The organism is Rhodococcus sp. OK519, assembly GCF_003051005.1.
In the GTDB taxonomy this organism is placed as follows: Bacteria; Actinomycetota; Actinomycetes; order Mycobacteriales; family Mycobacteriaceae; genus Prescottella.
The window spans coordinates 1,426,151-1,447,238 of the sequence record NZ_QAOW01000001.1 but is presented as its reverse complement, the minus strand read 5'-3'; the positions used below and the strand labels follow the sequence as shown (position 1 = coordinate 1,447,238).

Below are 21,088 nucleotides of genomic sequence, written 5' to 3'. Positions count from 1 at the left end.
TCAGAACCACACGCCCACCTCCGCGAGCCTTGCCCGCAACCGCGCGAGGTGACCGCCCAGCCAGTACACCTGACCGCAGTCGTGGCACCGGCTGAAGCGCCGCTGCTCACGCAGGACGCCCGCGGGGACACGACCGCGCGCGAGCGCCGGGGTGGCCGGGCCGATCAGCCCGTTGCAGCGGGCGCACCGCGTCAACGGGGCGATCCGATCCTGTAACCCGTACCGGTCCAACACCTCACGAAGCTGCAGTCGGGAGTCCGTCTCGTGGAGGAAGCCGCCGTGCACGAGCGCCGCACGCTCGAGCAGACCGATGTCACGTGTGAGCAGAACCCGGTTCTCGGCGCCCGATATCGCGAGCAGTTCGTCGTCGGTCCGGTCGTCCGAGTACACGCTGTCGAAACCGAGCAGCCGCAGATAGCGGGCGAGCCGCCCGAGATGCACGTCGAGCACGAACCTCGGGTTGCGCAGGGGTGGGCGCAGCGGCGGAATGTCGCCCAGATCGATCGACTGGAATGCGGGATACACCGCGACCCGCTCGCCGCCCCGCAGACGACGGTCGAACGTCGACGGTTCACCATCGACGAGGATCAGATCAACCTCCGTGTGCGGCACACCGCACGATTCGATCCGATCCTTCACCGACGGTGAGCCGTCGAACGCGTGTACGAAACTTCGCTTGCGATACGCGGAATCGAGGAAGTCGTTCAACTCCCCGTAGAAGCGGAACTCGCACGACGCTCGATCCATCCCGGCGTCACCACGCAGGCCGAAGCCCCCGCGGCCCCGTCAGCTCTCGCTGACCACACCCGCGGCGTCGTCGGGTCGCGTCAGCACCTCGAGGTGGTGGCCCGCAGGGTCGTGGAAGTACACGCCGCGACCGCCGTGGTTCCGATTGAAGGTGCCGGGCCGCGACTGGTGCGGATCGGCCCAGTGTTCGAGCCCCTGCGCGACGATCCGGCCGTAGATCACGTCGAACTGCTCCGTACTCACCCGGAACGCATAGTGCTGCGGCTGCACCTCCACCGGTGGGTCCGCGAAATCGAGTGTGACCCCGTTCCCCAGCGGAACCGCCAGGAACGGGTCGGCCGGAATCGGGTCCGGAAGGTCGAGCAAAGCTGTGAGGAACTGTGCCGAACGCTGCTTGTCGTGCGCGAGAACGATGGTGTGGTCGAGCGAGACGGTCATGGAAGACCCCTTGCGATCCGACGCCTCCATGCCTGACGCGGTCCGTCATCGGCACGCGGCGCTGCCGACAATCAAACCATCGGTTGCGGTTGCCCCGCAAGATCATCGGGATTCGCCGTCCAGCCAGCTGCCGACGATCGGCCCGATCACCGCGATCGCCTCCGGCGTGGTGAGCCGGTTGTGGGTGTGCTCGACGGGGTGCGTGTGGACGGCGCCGGAGACGAAGCGATTCCACGGTGTCGGCGACCCCCCTCCCCCGCCGTCGGCTGCCGCGATGTAGACGAGGTCGCCGTCGAACACCCGCGGCCGATACGCCTGTCCCAACGCGATGGTGTGCACGTAGTCGGCGTAGAGACGCCGGACGTCGTCCGCGGTGAGCGCGGAGTACGGCCCCTCGTCGTCACGGAGCAACTGCACGGCACGCTCGGGAGTGAGGTCGCCGTCGCCGCTGGCCGACGACTCGAGACCCGCGAACTCGGCGAACAGCATCCCGAGACTCGGCGTCCGCGCCTCCTCCGGCACCGAATCGGCCGTCTGGGTGTCGAGCATGACGAGGGCGCCGACGTCCTCGCCGAGGTCACGCAGTCGCACGGCCATCGCGTGCGCGATCGCACCGCCCACCGAGTAGCCCAGCAGGTGGTACGGACCGTGCGGCTGGACCTCTCGGATCCGGTCGACGTAGTCGCTCGCCAGGTCCTCGATCGTCGCCGCGACGTGGCCACCGTCGACGGTGCCCGGCGACTGCAGCCCGTACACGGGCCGGGACGGCGGCACGTACGGCACGAGTCCGGTGTAGCACCAGGACAATCCGATCGCCGGGTGCACCAGGATCAGCGGGGCGGCCCCGTCGCCGCCGCGCATCCGGAGCAGCAGTTGCCGCGCCGGATCGGGCGCGTCGCCGCCCTCGACCCGGGCGGCGATCGCCGCGGGGGTGGGATCGCCGAACAACCACTGCATCGGCAGTGGTTTCCCGAGCCTCGACTGCACCTCGGCCACCACCCGGACCGCGCTGAGCGAATTGCCTCCCAACTCGAAGAAGCTGTCGTCGACACCCACCCGTTCGGCGCCGAGGACGTCGGCGAACACGTCGGCGAGCACCGTCTCGACGGGCGTGACGGGTGCCCGGTACGCGCCGGCGGTGAAGACGGGGTCGGGCAGCGCGGCGCGGTCGAGCTTGCCGTTGGAGTTCATCGGCACCTCGTCCAGCACGGTGATCGCGGACGGCACCATGTACGCGGGCAGCGACGTGGCCGCGAACTTCCGCAGCCCGGCCGCGTCGGCGACACTGTCCGGCGCCAAGCGCACGTACGAGACCAGCACGGTCTCCCCGTTCGGGGCGTGATGTCCGAGCGAGGCCGCGAACTCCACGTCGGGATGAGCAATCAGCGCCGCGTCGACGTCGCCGATCTCGATGCGCAGCCCGCGGATCTTGATCTGGAAATCTGTGCGGCCCACGTACTGGAAGCCCTCCGATCCGCACCTGCGGACGAGATCCCCGGTGCGATACATCCGGGAGCCGTTCGCGCCGAACGGGTTTGCCACGAAACGCTCGGAGGTCAACGCCGCCTGCCCCCGGTAACCGCGGGCCAGTCCGGGACCGAACAGGTGCAGCTCACCCTCCTCGCCGTCCGGGACGGGCCGCAGCCAGCAGTCCAGAACGACCGCGCCGACACCCGAGCGCGGGAGCGGCGCGCCCATCGTGATGGGCATGCCGGATTCGAGCGCACCACTGACCGTCACGCACACCGTGCATTCGGTCGGCCCGTAGGCGTTGAGCAGGCACGTCCGGCCCGCCCACGCGTCGACGAGTTCGGCCCCGAACAACTCGCCGCCGACCTCGACGACCTGGACGTCGGGCACCGACATCGGGTCGATCGTGCCGCACACCGCGGGTGTCACCAGCAGGTGCGTCACGTGTTCCGCGCGCGCGTACTCCGCCAGTTCGGCGCCCGCGTACATGTCCGGCGGGGCCACCACCAGCGTCGCCCCGGACCCGAACGCCAGCATCAACTCCAGGATCGAGACGTCGAAGCTGGGCGAGCAGACGTGGAGGATCCGAGACGCCGGCGACGCGTGCTGGTGGCGGACCTGCGCGGCGGTGAGGTGCGGCAGGCCGGTGTGGGTGACGACGACGCCCTTGGGGGTGCCGGTCGACCCGGACGTGTAGATCAGGTAGGCGGGGTCACTGGGCCGAATCGGGTGGGTGCGTTCGTCGTCACGGATCGGCGTGCTCGGTCGCGCATCCGTGTCGAGGTGATCGAGGGCAACCCACTCGAGGGTCCCGGGTAGCGCGTGGTCCGTGGTCGCGGTGAGCCCGACTGCCGCTGCGCAGTCGCCGAGCATGTACTCGATGCGGCCCGCCGGCAGTTTGGGGTCGATCGGAACCGGGGCGGCGCCGGTCTTGGCGACCGCCCACGTCGCGGTCACCGACTCCGCCGATCTGGGCACCGCCACGGGCACGAAGTCCTCCGGGCCGACACCCCGCGAGATCAGTTCCCGCGCCAGGCGGGTCGACTGTTCGTCGAGTTCGCGGTAGGTGACATCGGATCCCTGCCACCGCAACGCCACGGCGCCGGGATCGCGTGCCGCCGCTTGCTCGAGGATTGTCGGCCACGTGGTCGGCGCGACCCCGGTGCCGTCCGCGACGTCGACGAGTTCGGTGCGGCGCGTGTCGCCGAGGAGGTCGATGTGCCCGACCGGGATCGACGGCCGGTGCGCGATGTCGGAGACCACCCGGCCGAGCCGTCGGGCCAAGTCGGTGACCTCCGCGGGGTCGACCGCATCGGGCGAGTAACGCAGCCGCAGGCGCAGTTCCGTGTCCTCGAACGCCATCAGCGACAACGGGTAGTGGGTCGAGTCGTTGCCGGTCAAGTCGGTGACCCGTAGCCCGGTCCGCTCGGTCAGCCGGGCCAGCGCGCTGAGGTCCATCGGATACGACTCGAACACCATCGCGGTGTCGAACAGCACGCCGAAACCGGCGGCCTGCTGGATGTCGGTGAGCCCGAGGTACTCGTGGGGCATCAGCCGGGTCCGCTCGGATTGCAGGCGCACCAGCAACTGCTGCACGGTCTCCCGAGGGTCCAGACGCACCCGCACGGGCACGGTGTTGATGAACAGGCCCACCATCGCCTCGACACCCTCGACGGCAGGCGGCCGACCCGAGATTGTCGTCCCGAAGACCGGATCGGCTCCCGCCGTCATCTGGCCGAGAAGGATTCCCCACGCGGCCTGCAGGACGGTGTTGAGCGTGACTCCTACCCGCTCGGCGGTTCGGGCGAGAGCCTCGGCGGTCGAATCATCCAGCGGCACCGACTCGCTCGCGGTCGCCGACAACTGCCGGCCCGCGGTGTGCGCGGCGACGAGAGTGGGGCCGGACAACCCGGACAGCGCACCCGCCCACGCGCGCTCGGCGGCCGGGACGTCGCGCGCCGCCAGCCACGCGAGATAGTCCCGATAGGGCACGAGGGCGCGCCCTGGATCCGCTCCGCCCGCCGCGTACAGCTCGAACAGGTCGGCGATGAGCAGCGGCATCGACCAGCCGTCGAGGATGCTGTGGTGGTTGGCGACCACCAGCCGGAACCGGCCGGCGCCGAGACGGATCAGCAGGAATCGGATCAGCGGAGTGCCGCGCATGTCGAAGTTGCGGCGTTGGTCCGACTCGACGATGCGATCGGCCTCGGTGTCCGTCGCGGCGTCCACGCCCGTCCAGTCGACGGGTACGTGCCGCAGCAGCAACTGCACCACGGCTCCGTCGTCCCGGTTGTCGAAGGCGGTACGCAGGGTGGCATGCCTCTCCATGAGGACCTGCGCAGCGCCCGCGAGCCGGTCCTCGTCGAGGTCGCCGTCGAGCGTCAGCACGAGTTGCACGTGATAGGCGTCCACATCGCCCGCCGAGAGCAGCGCGTGGAAGAACAGCCCCTCCTGCAGCGGCGAGAGCGGCCACACATCGACGGTGCCCGGATGCGTGCGCTCCCAGCGGGTGATCTCCCGCTGCGTCGCGGCGACGAGATCCAGATCGGACGGGGTGAGACCGCCGACGTCGGGGGGCCCGAGGTGTTCTCCCAGTACCTCCATCGCCCGCTCCCACCGCGCCGCGAACTCCTCCGCCGCATCGGCGTCGAGCACGGTCGGCACGTATCGGATCGTCGCGCTCAGCCGGGGGCCGTCCGGACCGTCGGAGACGACGGCGTCGACGGCGAGTGCGCTCGGCACGGGACCGTTCCCGACCGGGGAGTCGTCCTCCCCTCCGCCCGCGACGGTCCAGCCCGGTACGCCGCCCGCGCCGACCCGGCCGAGGTAGTTCACCGAGATCTGCGGGTCCTCGAGCGCTGCCAGCGCCGGGGAGGCCTCGTCGTCGAGGTAGCGAAGCATGCCGTACCCGATGCCGTGGTCCGGGACCGCCCGCACCTGTTCCTTCACGGTCTTCAGCACCGCGCCGACGTCACCGCGATCGATTCCGGTCACATCGAACCGGACGGGGAAGACGGTCGTGAACCACCCGACGGTGCGGGACAAGTCGGCGCCGGGCACCACCTGTTCCTCGCGGCCGTGGCCCTCGACACCGACGACCACGCTCGTCCGATCCTCGTCCCAGCGCGGCCACCCGCCGATGGCCGACACGGTTGCGTACAGGACGGCGTCGGCGGGCGTCGCACGGTACGCCTCGGGTAGCCGCTGCAGCAGACACCGGGTGAGGCCGACGGTGAGCGTCCGCGTCGACTGACATGTGGTGGTGTCGAGGTCGGGGTCGAAGCGCCGGGCCCCGAGCGACGGATCGGGGGGATCGAGAGCTGCGGTCCACCAGTCGATCTCGTCGGCGCGGTCGCCACCGCGGGCCGCGCCCGACAGCGCGTGGGCCCACGTGCGCATCGACGTGCCGACCGGCGGCAACTGCGGGACCTCGCCCGCACGGATCTGCTGCCATGCGGACATCAGGTCCGACAGCAGGATTCGCCAGGACACACCGTCGACGGCGAGGTGGTGGATCGCCACGGCCAACCGGCCGGGTCGCGCGGTCCCGGCGTCGCACCACACCACCTCGAGCATCTGCCCGGCCGCCGGATCGAGGCGTCCCACTGCCGCGATGCGTTCCCAGGCCGCGGCCGCGTCGATGTCCGCATCCTCCGCGACCGCGGTGCAGTCGACTCGCCGCAAGCACCGCGCCGCCGGGACGGCCCCCGGTGCGGGGACGTCGAGGTGCATGGCCCGCCCGGACCCGACACGCACCGCCCGCAGCAGATCGTGCGCATCCAGCAGCGCCTGCACTGCGACCTCGAGATCGGCGGCATTCACCTCCGCGGGAACGGCCACCGTCATCGACTGCGAGAAGTGGTCCCATGCGTCGCCTCGCTCCGCGAGCCACCGCACGATCGGGGTGGGTTCGATCCGTCCGACACCGCCGCCGTCCAGTTCGTCCAGAACCGATCCGCCCGCCTCGTCGGCCCGCACCGCCCGGGCCAGGCGCCCGACGGTGGGGTACTCGAACACGTCCTGCGGCGTGAGCGTCAGTCCACTCTCCCGCGCGCGAGCCACCAGCTGGATCACCATGATCGAGTCGCCGCCGAGGGCGAAGAACGAGTCGTCCGCGGCGACGGCCGGCACTTCCAGGACCTGCGCGAACAGCGTGGCCAGTGCTTCTTCCACGTCGCCCTCCGGCGCGCGGCCGCCGGTGGCGCCGGCGCCGAAGTCGGGGTCGGGCAGCGCCTTCCGGTCCACCTTGCCGTTGACGGTGAGCGGCAGTTCGTCGAGCACCGTCACCGACGCGGGCACCATGTATTCCGGCAGCAACTCGCCCGCCCGTTCCCGCACGCGCGCCGGTTCGAGGTCGTGGCCCATCATCGGCACGACGTATCCGATCACCCGCGCACCGACGGAACCCTCGGCGCGCCGGGCGACCACCACGGCGCGCGCGACGCCCTCACACCGCAGCAGCGCCGACTCGATCTCGCCGAGTTCGACGCGGAATCCTCGGACCTGCACCTGGAAGTCGCTGCGGCCCAGGAACTCGAGCTGTCCGTCCGCGCAGCGGCGGCCCAGGTCACCGGTCCGGTACATACGCCGACCGTCCGCGAACGGCGAGGCGACGAAGCGCGCCGCCGTGAGCCCGGGACGTCGCACATATCCGCGCGCGACCGCGTTGCCCGCGACGTAGATACCGCCGACGACACCGTCCGGGACGGGATGCAGCCTGTCGTCGAGCACGTGCAGTGCGACAGCCGGCATCGGATGGCCGATGACGGAGGCAGGAATGTCCGCGAGGTTCTCACGAGGAAGGGTCGCGGTGCTGTCGATGACGGTGGCCTCGGTGACGCCGTACATCTCGATCACCGAGTCGGTCGTGTCGGGCCGCCGGCCGTACCAGCGTTCCACCTGTTCGAGCGCGAGTTCTTCACCGCCGACGAAGACATACCGCAGCGCGAGGTCGTCGAGGGATTCTGCCGCGACGATCTGGTAGAAGGCCGCCGGCGTCTGGTTCAGGATCGTCACGTTCTCGCGGCGCAGGAGGTCCACGAAGCTCTCGGGCGAGCGCGCGGTGACAGCGTCGACGAGGACCGACACGGCGCCGGTCGACAGTGGGCCCCACACCTCCCACACCGAGACGTCGAACGCGAAGGAGTGGAACATCGCCCACGCATCGGAGGCTCCGAAGCCGAAGATCTGCCGGCCGTTCGCGAGCAGTCCGACAGCGCTGTGGTGCGACACCTGCACACCCTTCGGCCGCCCCGTCGACCCGGAGGTGTAGATGACGTACGCGGTGTTCGACGGGTGCAGGGGCGCCACCCGATCGGCATCCCCGAGCGGTCGTGGGGACATCGCGTCCAACGCCGACGCGGTCTCGGCGTCGTCGAGCACCACGACAGGCATCGCGACGTCGCCGAGCCCGCCGCGTGCGCCGGTCGTCGTGACGACACACGCCGGTTCGGCGTCGCCGAGGACGAGGGCGATCCGGTCGGGCGGTGAACCGAGATCGACGGGGAGGTAGGCACCGCCCGCAACGGTGACGGCCACGATCGCCGCGATCATCTCGGGCGACCGGGGCAGCGCCAGCGCGACGACGGATTCCGGACCGACTCCGCGCGCGACGAGCAGACGGGCCAGGCGGTTACCCGAGGCCGCGAGATCGTCGTACGTCCACGTGGCCTCGCCCGCCGCGACGGCGCGCGCGGCACCGCACCGACGTGCGGTATCACCGAACACGTCCGCGAGAGTGGTCCCGCCGATGTCGACGCCGCCGGTGGCAGGCGCGGTGAGGGACTCCCTTTCACCAGCGGTGAGCAGGTCCACGTCGCCGACCGGTCGGTGCGGCGCGAACGCCGCCGCAGCGAGGATGCGGCGCAGTCGTTCCGCGAAGCCCTCCGCGGTTGTCGCATCCCACAGATCGGTGGCGTAGGTGAGGTCGAAACGCATTCCCGCGGGGGCGCCTTCGGCCCCTGCGATGTCCGACACGCTCAGCTGCAGATCGAACTTCGAGATCCCGAGGTCGTGGGTGACGGGTTCGACGTCGATGCCGGGCAGCCGCAGGCTCCCCGACATGTCGGTGCGGTATTCGATCAGGACCTGGAACAGCGGCGCGTACGACGTCGACCGCACCGGAGCCAACTCGTCCACCAGGCGTTCGAACGGCAGATCGGTGTGCGCGAAGGCACCCAGATCCGTGTCCCGGACCCGGTGGAGGACGTCGGCGAATCCGTCCCCGAGGTCCATCGGGGTGCGCAGCACCAGGGTTCCGACGAACATCCCGACGACGTCGTCGAGCGCGGCCTCCCCGCGCCCGGACACCGGAGTGCCGATCACGGCGTCGTCGGTACTCGCCATCCGTGCCACGAGAACCGCGAGGGCGGCGTGGGCGACCATGAACATCGTGGCGTTGCCGCGGTGCGCGAGGTCGGCGAGCGCAGCGCGCTGGTCACCGTCGATGACGAAGCCGACGGTGGCGCCACGCAGCGACTGCCTGGCCGGCCTGGGCCGGTCCGTGGGCAGCGGCAGGAAATCCGGTACGCCGTCGAGGATGCGACGCCAGTAGTCGAGTTGGCGGCTGTACAACGATCCGGGATCGTCGGGCGAACCGAGCAGGTCCCGCTGCCACAGCGCGAAGTCGACGTAGGTCACCTCGGGAGGCTCCCAGGGCGGCGCGACCCCTTCGCGTCGGGACTCGTAGGCGCGCAGCACGTCCCGACCCAACGCCGTCATCGAGAACCCGTCGGCGCTGATGTGGTGGGCCACCACCACGAGGACGTGTTCGGTGGCGGAGACCCGGAGCAATTCGGCACGCAGCGGCACCTCCCGGCTGACATCGAAACCCCCGGATGCGAACTCCAGCAGGTGTGTCAGTTCCTCGTCGTCCACGACCGACAGCACTGCCGGGGCCGCCAACTCGGCGGCATCGACGATCTTCTGCGCGGGCGTGCCGTCCACCACTGGGTAGGTGGTGCGCAGGCTCGCGTGCCGTTCCACGACGTCACCGACGGCCGCGAGGAGGGCTTCGACGTCGAGGTCGCCGTGCAGTCGTACCGCCATCACGATGTTGTAGGCAGGCGACTCGGGATCGAGTTGATTGATCGACCACATCCGCAACTGCGCCGACGACAGCGGAAGCACCTGCGGCCACGGATAGGCGCGCAGCACCGGCCTGTGGGCGTCGCCGGCAGTCCGCTGCGCCAGCGCGGCGAGTCCGCGCACCGTCGGCGCCTCGAACAGGGCGCGCACGTCGAGGTCCGCGTCGAGCGCGGCGTCGAGACGCCGGATCACCCGGGTGGCCATGAGAGAGTTGCCGCCGAGGTCGAAGAAGCTGTCGTCGAGACCGATCCGGTCGATCCCCAGAACCACACGCAGGTGCTCGGCGACGATTTCCTCGACCGGTGTAGGTGCCGACGGCACGGTGGTGTCCGCCCGGCTCGGAAAATGGGGCTGCGGCAGAGCCTTCTGGTCGAGCTTGCCGGCGGGGGTGAGCGGCACGTCGTCGATCGACACGATCAGTGCAGGCACCATGTGCGCGGGCAGACGGGCCGCCAGGTGTCGGGTCAGCTCGGCGGCATCGACGGCCGGGTCGTCGCCCGACCGCACGTACGACACCAACACGGACTCCCCGGACGGGGCGGTCCGGCCGAGAGTTGCCGCGAACTCGACTCCGGGATGCTCGGCGAGGGCGGCGTCGATCTCCCCCAGCTCGATCCGGAACCCGCGGACCTTGACCTGGAAGTCGCTGCGCCCCAGATACTCGAGAACGAGGCCCGCCTCGGTCTGCTTCCATCGCACGATGTCGCCGGTGCGGTAGAGGCGGTCGCCGGGCATCGTGCCCTCGTCCTCCTCGGTGGGGTGCTCGGTGTCCGAGACGAACGGGCTCGCGACGAAGCGTTCGGCGGTGAGGGACGGTCGACGGTGGTAGCCGCGGGCGATGGCGGGGCCGCCGAGATACAGCTCACCGGGGATGCCGATCGGGACGGGCTGCAGTCGCGCATCGAGCACCAACTCGACGAAACCGAGTGTCGGACCACCGATCGTGACCGGCTCGTCGGGTGCCAGCGGACCGGCGATGTTCGACATGATGGTGCCCTCGGTGGGCCCGTACGCGTTGAACAGGTGCCGCTCGGTCGCCCATCGCCCCACGAGTTCGGGTGGGCACCGCTCCCCCGCGAGCGCGAGCGATTGCAGTGCGTCGAGTCCGTCCGGCTCGAACGAGTCGAGAACGCTCGGGGTGAAGAACGCGTGGGTGTCGCGGTCACCGGCGAGTTGCCGGGCCAGGTCCGGCCCGCCGAGCACGTCCGGCGGCGCGATCATCAGGTGTGCGCCCGATCCGAAGGCCATCAGCAGTTCGAACACCGAGGCGTCGAAGCTCGGCGACGTGAACTGCGACACCCTCGAATCGGCGGTGACGGTGAGGCTTTCCCGTTCCTGCGCTACCAGGTTCCCGAGCCCGCGGTGGGTGAGCACGACGCCCTTCGGGGTACCCGTCGATCCCGACGTGTAAATCAGATAGGCGGCGTTGTCGATCCGGACCGTCGCGGTGCGGTCGGCGTCGGTCACCGGATGGTCCGCGAAACGGGCGAGCCCGGACCGGTAGTCGTCGGCGTCCAGCTCCCGCCAGGGCACCTCGTCCGACAGCATCGCACGGTGCGCGCGCACCGTCAGGCCCGCGAGGGCGCCCGAGTCGCCGAGCATGTGCGAAATCCGATCCGCGGGATACGTCGGATCGACCGGCACGAACGCGGCGCCGGTCTTCGCGACCGCCCACACGGCCTGCACGAACTCGACCGAGCGGGTGAGCCCGAGCGCCACCACGCTCTCGGGGCCCACGCCGTCCGCGATCAGCCACCGCGCCATCCGGTTCGACACCGCATCGAGGTCGCGGTAGGTGATGGTCCGGTCGCCACAGGTCAGCGCGGGTGCGGCGGGGTCGACCGTCGCGGCATCGGTGAGGATGCGTGCGAGCGTCCTCCGGGGCGGTCCCGGTCGTCCGTGGACGGGGGTGAGAAGCCGGTACTCCTCGTCGGAGAGCAACTGCAGTTCTGCCAGCGTGATGTCGACGTCGGCGGCGATCGTCCGCAGCACGCGGCCCAGTCGCTCGGACACAGCCTCGACGTCGGCGCGCTCGAACAGGCCGGGGGCATAGTCGATTCGAACCTCGAGTCCGTCGTTCACCGTCGCGGCCAGGGCGAACGGGTAGTGCGTCGCGTCGCGCACGGTGACGTCGCCGACCCGCACGCCCGCGATGTCGGTGTCCGCGGTCAGACCCCCGCGGTCGACGGGATAGGACTCGAACACCGTGATGGTGTCGAAGAGAACCGCCGCACCGGTCGCGCGCTCGATGTCGGCCAGTCCGACGTGCTCGTGGTCGAGCAGGGCGGTCTGCTCGGCCTGGCACCGGTCGAGCAGCGCCCCGAGGGTCTCCCCAGGCCTCAGTCGCACCCGCACCGGAATCGTGTTGATGAAGAGGCCGACCATCGACTCGATGCCGTCGATCTGTGGGGGCCTGCCGGAGACGATCGCGCCGAACACGACGTCGTCGCGTCTTGTCCACGCGCCCAGTACGATTCCCCACGCCGCCCGCACGATCGTGCTGAGGGTGACACCGCGCGCGCGGGCGGCAGCGTCGAGTCGGGCGGTCTCCTCCGCACCGAGTCGGAGTCGCTCGCCCAGCGGGACAGTCGGTAGTTGCCGTCCGCGCGCGGACGGGCCGAGCAGTGTGGGCTCGTCGACGCCGGCGAGAACCTCCGCCCACCGCGATGTGGACGCGGACGTGTCGACGGTGCCGAGCCACGTCAGATAGTTCCGGAACGACGGCGCCGCCGGTAGCCCCGCAGACTCGTTCGAGGCATACAGCGCGAGCAGTTCACGGACCAGCAGTGGTACGGACCATCCGTCGAGCAGGATGTGGTGATACGTCAGGACCAGTCGGTGCCGATCGGATCCCGTACGTATCAACAGCCCACGCAGCAGTGGCGCCGCGCTCATGTCGAACTGCCGGGCCCGATCGTTCACAAGCACTCGCTCGACCTCGAGCGGTTCGTCGAGATCGGCTTGCGCCCAAGGAAGTTCGACTCGATCCGGCACCAGTTGCACCGGATCACCGTCGGGGCCGGCGGTGAACGAGACCCGCAGGATCTCGTGCCGGTCGAGCAGGGCCTGCACCGACCGGCGCAGGCGATCGGCGTCGACCCGCCCGCGCAGGTCGAATTCGAGTTGGACGAGGTACGGGTCGTGGTCGTCGCCGGCCAACTGGGTCTGGAACAGCAGTCCTGCCTGCAGCGGGGACAGCGGCCACACGTCGGCCAGCCCGGGGTGCTCCTGTTCGAGACGGACGATTGTCGACTGGTCGATTCCGTCGGCCGTCAGATCCGACGGGGTCAGGCCACCCACTCCGGGACGGGATCCTGCTTCCGCCAGCGCCCCGCAGGCGGCCTGCCAGCGATCCGCGAGTTCGGTCACCCGAGCCCTGTCGAGCACGCCCGCCGGATACGCGAAACTCGCCCGCAGCACCGGACCGGACGCGGTGTCGACGGTGATGAGGTTGATGTCGAGGGCCTCGCCGGCGGGCGCGCCGGGGTCCACCCCGGCGCCCAGGTCGCCGAGGTCGTCGACGGGCAACCACGCCGCGGCCCCGTCGCCGTGGGGTGCGGTCGCGATCCGGCCCAGATAGTTGACGCTGATCTGCGGCTCACGCAGACCCGACAGCGCGCCCGCGCCGTCCGGTCGGTCGGCGAGATACCGCAGCACGCCGTAGCCCAGGCCGTGGTCGGGTGCGGTGCGAAGTTGCTCCTTGACGGTCGCGAGGGCCCGGATCGCCTCGGGCGCTGCCGCGAACACCGCGTCGAGGTCGATGCCCGACAGGTCCACCCGGACGGGATGGACCGTCGTGAACCATCCGACGGTCCGCGACAGATCCGCACCCGGGAGCACGTCGTCCTCGCGGCCGTGTGCCTCGACGCCGACGAGGACGTCGGACGTGCCCCGCCAGCGGGCCGTGGCCAGAGCGACCCCGGCGATCATCGCATCGTTGACGGTGCCGTGCACCGACTCCGGGACCACGGTCGAGAGCGCCTCGGTGACCGCGCCCGGAAGGTCGACGAGCACGGTCTCGACCGTCGACGCGACGTCGAGGCCGGGGTCCAGGGGTCGGGTGCCGAGCGGCGGATCGGCACCGACGAGCACATTCCGCCAGTAGGCGATCTCGGCGGCGTGGTCGCCTCCCGCGCGTTCGACGAGCGCCGCGGACCACCTCCGCATCGAGGTGCCGACGGTGGGCAGCAGCGGCACCTGTCCAACCGTCGCCTGCTGCCACGAAGTCGCCAGGTCCGGCAACAGGATTCGCCACGACACCCCGTCGACCACGAGGTGATGAACGACGAGCACGAGCCGCCCGGGGCGTCCGGGGCCTGCATCGCACCAGGCGACCGCGAGCATCCTTCCTGCGCCCGGATCAAGAGAATTGGTCGCGGCGTCCCGCGCACGTGCCAGTGCCGCGACATCGCCCTCCGGGACCCGCAACCTGCGCACGACGTCGTCGGCAGTGACCGCCCCCGGGGTCGGGACGTCGAACACGCCGTCGGCGAACCGGGCCCGGAGCATGTCGTGCCGGTCGAGCAGTGCTTGCACTGCCGCGAGGAGATCGCTGTCCCGCACGCCCGGCGGCAGGGCGACACAGACCGATTGGGACAGACGCTGCCACGGTCCGCCGCGTTCGAGGAGCCAGCGGACGATCGGTGTCGCCTCCACCCGCCCGACGCCGCCGGACTCCGCCTCCGGTGCTGCGCCGGGGCGCTCGACGACCTTCGCCACCGCCGCGAGTCCGGCTACGGACAGTTGCTCGAACACGTCGTGCGGGGTCAGTGTCAGCCCCGCCTCACGTGCTCGCGAGACCAGCTGAATCGCCATGATCGAATCGCCGCCGAGCGCGAAGAACGAGTCCTCGGCATCGACCGTGTCGACCCCGAGAACCTGACAGAACAGGCCGGCGAGGGTCTCCTCGGCAACCCCGTTCGGTGCTCGACCGTGACCGGATCCGGCCCCGAAATCGGGCGCCGGCAACGCCTTCCGGTCCACCTTGCCGTTCACGGTCAGGGGCAGCCGCTCGAGAATCGTGACGGCCGCCGGGAGCATGTACGACGCGAGGCGCCCCCGCAGGTGCTCGCGAACCTCTGCGGCGCCGACGACCACACCGGCCTCCGGCACCACGTAGCCCGCCAACCGGACCGGTTCGTCGCCGTCGCGCACCGGCACGACCACCGCGTGCGCGACGCCCGGGCAGTCCACGAGCGCGGCCTCGATCTCACCTGGTTCGACCCGGAACCCGCGTACCTGCACCTGGAAGTCGCCGCGCCCCACGAACACCAGTCGCCCCTGCTCGTCCCAGCGCGCGAGATCACCGGACCGGTACATCCGGGTGCCGTCACGCGCGAACGGGTCGACGACGATTCGCTCGGCCGTGAGCCCGGCGCGTCCGACGTACCCGCGGGCCACCTGTGTGCCGCCGGCGTAGAGCTCGCCGACGACACCGACCGGCACCGGGTGGAGCCACCGGTCCAGCAGGTACAGCCGCACCCCGGGCAGCCCGCGTCCGATGACGTTGCCCTCACCGGACGCCGCGAGTTCGGGCGTCATCGGACACTGGCTGAGGAAGACCGTCGTCTCCGTGATGCCGTAGACGCTCACCAGCGACGCCGGTGCGTCGTGCCGTTCCAGCCAGTCGCACATCCGGCGCTGGTCGTACCCGTCACCGCCGACGAACACCCGCCGCAGGTCCGGTAGGTCCGACTCTGTGGCACGCTCGGCCTCCGCCAGCTGGAAGAACGCGGCGGGTGTCTGGTTGAGGACGGTGACGTGCTCGCGGCGGAGCAGTTCGACGAAGGCCTCCGGTGCGCGGACGGTGTCCTGATCCACCACGACGAGGGCGCCGCCGGTGGTCAACGCACCCCAGATCTCCCACACCGAGAAGTCGAAGGCGTACGAGTGGAACATCGTCCACACGTCCGAGTCGTCGATCGCGAACGCGGCGGCGGCGTTGGCGAGCAAATCGGCGGCGCTGCGATGACTCACCCGCACGCCCTTCGGACGCCCCGTCGAACCCGACGTGTAGATCGTGTACGCGGCGTTGGCGGGTCGCAGCGGTCCGGGACGCTCGGCGACGGTGATCGGGCCGTCCGGCAGGGTTGCGAGCCGGCCCCGGGTGACCGGATCGTCGAGGACGACGAAGGCGATCCCCTGTCGGCTCAGGTCGTCGGCGACCTCGGAGGTGGTCAGCACGCAACGCACGTGTGCGTCGGCCAGCACGTAGTCGCGCCGCGCCCGCGGCGTGCCGGACTCGATCGGAACGTATGCGCCGCCGGCGAGCAGGACCGCGAGCAGCGCGACGATCAGGTCGGCGTCGCGGTCCAGAATGACCCCGACGGGCTCCTCGGGCCCCACTCCGAGCGCGAGCAATTGTCGTGCAAGACGATTCGCGCGGGACGTCAGCTCCCGGTAAGTGAGCGAGTGTCCGTCGGACACGACCGCGACGCGGTCGGCATTCTCCTCAGCCCAACGAACGACCGACTCGGGAATCGGGGCGCCGTCGTGGCTGGCGGGCGCGTGCGGAGCCGCCAGGGCACGGGCAGCCTCCTGCTCGTCGACGACCGGCAACTCTCCGACCGACATTCCGGGGTCGGCATCCAGCAGCCCGCGCAGGAGCCTGCCGAACCGCCCGTAGTGCCGGCGCAAGATTGCATCGTCGTACAACCGCGGATTCGCCTTGAAGTCGAGCCGGACGGGTCCGTTCGCGCCGTGCTGATAGACGTTGACGAGCAGATCCTCGATCGGACCGGAGGAGAGCACCTCGAGGGATGTCGCCGTGTCACCGAGGCGCAACTCCGTCGGGAAGAGCATGAGATTGAGCAGCGGCCCCGCGAAGCCGCGGCCGCGGCCGCGTTCCCCTCGATCCCGGCGCAGATCCTCGTGCCGATATCGCTGATGCCGCAGCGCCCCCGACAGTTCCCGCCCGGCATCGGCGATCAGTTCTCCGACCGTGGTCGTGGTCGCGACGTCGAAGCGCAGCGGAACGACATTCGCGAGGGTGCCCCCCGAGCGCCGGAGCACGGCGGTGGTCCGAGAGGAGACCGGCAGACTGAGCATGATGTCCCGGCCGCCGGTGTGCCGCGCGGTGTAGGCGGCGATCGCCGCGGCCACCAGGACGGCGGTACTCACCCCGTAGCGGGATCGGGCGTCGGCCAGCGCGGCGCAGACGTCGTCGTCGAGGACTGCCCCGACGTCCCGGCTGGACGCGACAGCTGCGGCCGATCGCGGCGACAGACTGCATCGTTCGGGCATACCCGACGTTCGTTCGAGCCAGTACCTGCGGTCGCCCTCCCAACGGGACGAACCGACGTATTTCGCCTCCGCCGCATGCACCTTCGGCAGGTCGTCGGCGGTTGCAGGCGGTGGCGGTGTCCCCGAGGTCGCGGCGTTGTAGAGATCGGCGGCGCGGTACATGAGCGTCGCGGCACCGACGCCGTCGAGCACGATGTGGTGGCTGCGGGTGTACCAGAAGTAGTGTTCGTCGGCGATCTGCAGCAGCGCCGACACGGCAAGCCGGTCCCGGAGGAGATCGAGGGGCGCCTCGACGTCGTGGCGCATCCACTCGTGCGCCGCGGCGGCCGGGTTCGGGTCGCCACGCAAATCGATCAGGCGAGTCCCGGTCTCGACCGCGGGATCGACGATCTGGTGCGGCGTCGAATCGAGAAGAACGAGACGAATCCGGCCCGAACCGAATTCGCGGGCCGCCTCGGAGGCGACCCGCGAAAGAATGTCGACATCGAGGCGCCCTCGGATGTCGATGAATTGAGCGACGGACATCGGCACCGAGGGATCGAGTTCCTGGGCCAGCCACTGGCCTGTCTGCGCCGGCGTGAGCGGCATGACCTGCGCCGGGTCGAACGCTCCCGGCAGGCGATCATCGACGTCCGTCACGCCGGGCGTCGCATCGACTCGAAACGGAAGCTCCATCAGCAGAACCGCACCTTTTCACGAACCTGTCGGTCCGATCCTCGGGCCTGAGGCCCGACGGCACTCCTCGATCAGGGCCTCGTGTGCCGACCATCCACGCGGGGAGCGCTGAGAACGCTCGCCGACGCGGGAATTGCGTCGATATTCGTCATTGCACTCACGATACGGCGGACCTCCGTGGGCACGCGAGTGACGATTTCGCGTCGGCCGCGCGGACGCGACAGGTCAACCGTGACCCGACGTGTCGCCTCTCACCACTGTGGGCCGGCGACCGCCAGGAACGTCAACCCCGCCGCGACTCCGAGAGCGCCACTGAGGATTCCGAACAATGGCTCGAGAGACCGGGGTTCGGCGTCGTCAGGCGTGCGAGCACGCGCAGCGACGACTCCTGACACGATCGCCCCCGCGCCGAGGACGATTCCCAAACCGAACGTCCAGAAGGTGATAACGGACAGCGCCCCGAGCGCTATCGACGCGTCTCCGCCCGAGCGTCGCAGGTAGGCGGTCACCGCTTCGAGAATCGGCGGCCGCTCCGCGGCGGGCTCGGGTTCGAAATCGGGGTCGGGCGTGGGGCGGTCGGTGAGGACAGACATCGGGAGCGCGATACTTCCTTAGAGGAACGAAACTACGGGATTCGAAATTATCACCGCCCGAAGCACGCGACCGAATCAACACGCCTGACCGCCACCGCAGAACGCCCGTCCCCCGGGCGCTATCGACCTCGACGGAAAAGCTTGTTGCCCAACCACACCACCGGGTCGTAACGCTTGTCGGCGACCCGTTCCTTCATCGGAATCAGCGCGTTGTCCGTAATGTGGATGTCCTCCGGGCACACGTCCGTGCAGCACTTGGTGATGTTGCACAGGCCCAGACCCAACTCCTCCTGCACGGCATCGCGGCGATCCGCGACGTCGAGCGGATGCATCTCCAACTCGGCGACACGCATCAGGTAGCGCGGACCCGCGAAGGCTTCCTTGTTCTCCTCGTGGTCGCGCACCACGTGGCAGGTGTTCTGGCAGAGGAAGCACTCGATGCACTTGCGGAACTCCTGCGAGCGCTCCACGTCGACCTGCTTCATCCGGTACTCCCCCGGCGCCAGTCCGGGCGGCGGCGTGAACGACGGGATCTCGCGGGCCTTCGTGTAGTTGAACGACACGTCGGTCACGAGGTCACGGATCACCGGAAAGGTCCGCATGGGCGTGACGGTCACGATCTCGTCCTCGGTGAATGTCGACATCCGCGTCATGCACATCAGCCGGGGCCGGCCGTTGATCTCCGCGGAACACGATCCACACTTGCCCGCCTTGCAGTTCCACCGGACCGCCAGGTCGGCCGATTGCGTCGCCTGGATCCGATGGATGATGTCGAGGACGACCTCCCCCTCGTTGACCTCGACGGTGTAGTCCCGCAGGTCGCCGCCCGCCGCGTCGCCGCGCCAGACCCGGAACTTCGCGTCGTATCCCACCTCAGGTCTCCCTTCCCGGATGAGCGTCGATTTCGGTGTCGGTGTAGTACTTGCCGAGTTCGTCGAAATCGAACAGCGCCAACAGGTCCGGACGCATCGGGACCTGCTCCTCGCGGGTGACGAGGACGTCGGGCACGGTCGCGCCGTCCTCCGCCGCCGGATCCCCCGCCACCGTGCTGCACACCAGCAGCGTCGACCGCCACCGCGGATCCATTGACGGGAAGTCGTCACGGGTGTGGCCGCCGCGACTCTCTGTCCGCATCAGCGCCGCCCGTGCGACACATTCGCTGACCAGCACCATGTTCCGCAGGTCCAGCGCGAGGTGCCATCCGGGATTGAACTGCCGGTGCCCCTCGACGGTCACCCCGGGCAGGCGCGACCGGACGTCGTCGAGCCTGGCGATGGCCTGCTCGATCTCCGACTCGGTGCGGATGATTCCCACCAGGTCGTTCATCGTCTGCTGCAGTTCGGTGTGCAGCGTGTACGGGTTCTCGCCCGCGCCCTCGGACGGCGGATCGAAGGGCACCAGCGCGGCCCGCGCCGCGGTCGCGACATCGGACTCCGCCACCACCGGGCGCGTGTCGAGAGACTGCACGTAGTCGGACGCACCGAGACCGGCCCGCCGTCCGAACACCAGCAGGTCCGACAGCGAATTGCCGCCGAGACGATTCGAACCGTGCATGCCGCCCGAACACTCACCGGCAGCGAAAAGCCCCGCCACGGTGGACGACCCCGTGTCGGGATCCACCTCGATTCCGCCCATCACGTAGTGACAGGTGGGGCCGACTTCCATCTGTTCCTTGGTGATGTCGACGTCGGCGAGTTCCTTGAACTGGTGATGCATCGACGGCAGGCGCCGCACGATCTCGTCGGCGGGCATGCGCGACGCGATGTCGAGGTAGACGCCGCCGTGCGGAGTGGAGCGGCCGGCCTTGACCTCCGAGTTGATGGCGCGGGCCACCTCGTCGCGCGGCAACAGGTCGGGGGTTCTGCGGTTGTTGTCGGGGTCCTCGTACCACTTGTCGGCCTCACCTGCGGTCTCCGCGTACTGGCCTTTGAACACCGCCGGGATGTAGGAGAACATGAAGCGCTCGCCGTCGGAGTTCTTGAGGACCCCGCCGTCGCCGCGGACACCCTCGGTGACGAGGATGCCCTTCACACTCGGCGGCCACACCATCCCCGTCGGATGGAACTGCACGAACTCCATGTTGATCAGGTTCGCGCCGGCCCGCAGCGCGAGCGCGTGTCCGTCACCGGTGTACTCCCACGAGTTCGAGGTGACCTTGAACGACTTGCCGATGCCGCCCGTCGCCATCACCACGGCCGGCGTCTCGAACAGCACGAAACGGCCCGACTCCCGCCAGTACCCGAATGCGCCCGCGATCTGGTCGCCGTCCTTGAGCAATTCGGTGATGGTGCACTCGGCGAACACCTTGACCCGGGCCTCGTAGTCACCGGTCTCGGCGAAGTCCTCCTGCTGCAGCGAGACGATCTTCTGCTGCATCGTGCGGATCAACTCGAGCCCGGTGCGGTCGCCGACGTGCGCCAGGCGGGGGTAGGTGTGCCCACCGAAATTGCGCTGGCTGATGCGGCCGTCCTCGGTGCGGTCGAACAGCGCGCCGTACGTCTCGAGTTCCCACACCCGATCGGGCGCCTCGCGCGCGTGGAGTTCCGCCATCCGCCAGTTGTTGAGGAACTTGCCGCCGCGCATCGTGTCGCGGAAATGGACCTGCCAGCTGTCCTTCGAGTTGGCGTTGCCCATCGCCGCCGCGCAGCCGCCCTCCGCCATCACGGTATGGGCCTTGCCGAACAGCGACTTGCACACCACCGCGACCGAGAGTCCGCGTTCACGGGCCTCGATGACCGCGCGCAGACCGGCGCCGCCGGCACCGATCACCACCACGTCGTATCTGTGTCGCTCGACCTCGGCCATGCGCACTCCCCCTCTCGGTGCATCCGTCCTCT

6 protein-coding genes are annotated in these 21,088 nt (G+C 69.9%); all 6 read right to left on the bottom strand.

Features of this window, described 5'->3' with window-relative positions; genetic code table 11:
• On the bottom strand, positions 1 to 747 hold the full coding sequence (locus C8K36_RS06680) for a Mut7-C RNAse domain-containing protein (RefSeq protein WP_107983544.1): 747 nt from the start codon (positions 745 to 747) through the stop codon (positions 1 to 3).
• Between the two features lie 39 nt (positions 748 to 786).
• The gene (locus C8K36_RS06675) at positions 787 to 1,185 is read right to left on the bottom strand and encodes a VOC family protein (protein WP_181319397.1); all 399 of its coding nucleotides are present in this window, start codon (positions 1,183 to 1,185) and stop codon (positions 787 to 789) included.
• A gap of 102 nt (positions 1,186 to 1,287) precedes the next feature.
• A complete protein-coding gene (locus C8K36_RS06670; protein ID WP_107983542.1) occupies positions 1,288 to 17,658 on the bottom strand; it encodes an amino acid adenylation domain-containing protein in 16,371 nt (5,456 codons plus the stop codon).
• 251 nt (positions 17,659 to 17,909) lie between these two features.
• Positions 17,910 to 18,251 (bottom strand): hypothetical protein, encoded by a 342-nt coding sequence (locus tag C8K36_RS06665; protein WP_107983541.1) that lies wholly within the window; start codon positions 18,249 to 18,251, stop codon positions 17,910 to 17,912.
• Between the two features lie 119 nt (positions 18,252 to 18,370).
• The gene (locus C8K36_RS06660) at positions 18,371 to 19,123 is read right to left on the bottom strand and encodes a succinate dehydrogenase/fumarate reductase iron-sulfur subunit (protein WP_107983540.1); all 753 of its coding nucleotides are present in this window, start codon (positions 19,121 to 19,123) and stop codon (positions 18,371 to 18,373) included.
• A 1-nt stretch (position 19,124) separates the two neighbouring features.
• The gene (locus C8K36_RS06655; protein ID WP_107983539.1) at positions 19,125 to 21,056 is read right to left on the bottom strand and encodes a fumarate reductase/succinate dehydrogenase flavoprotein subunit; all 1,932 of its coding nucleotides are present in this window, start codon (positions 21,054 to 21,056) and stop codon (positions 19,125 to 19,127) included.
• Positions 21,057 to 21,088 lie beyond the last annotated feature (32 nt).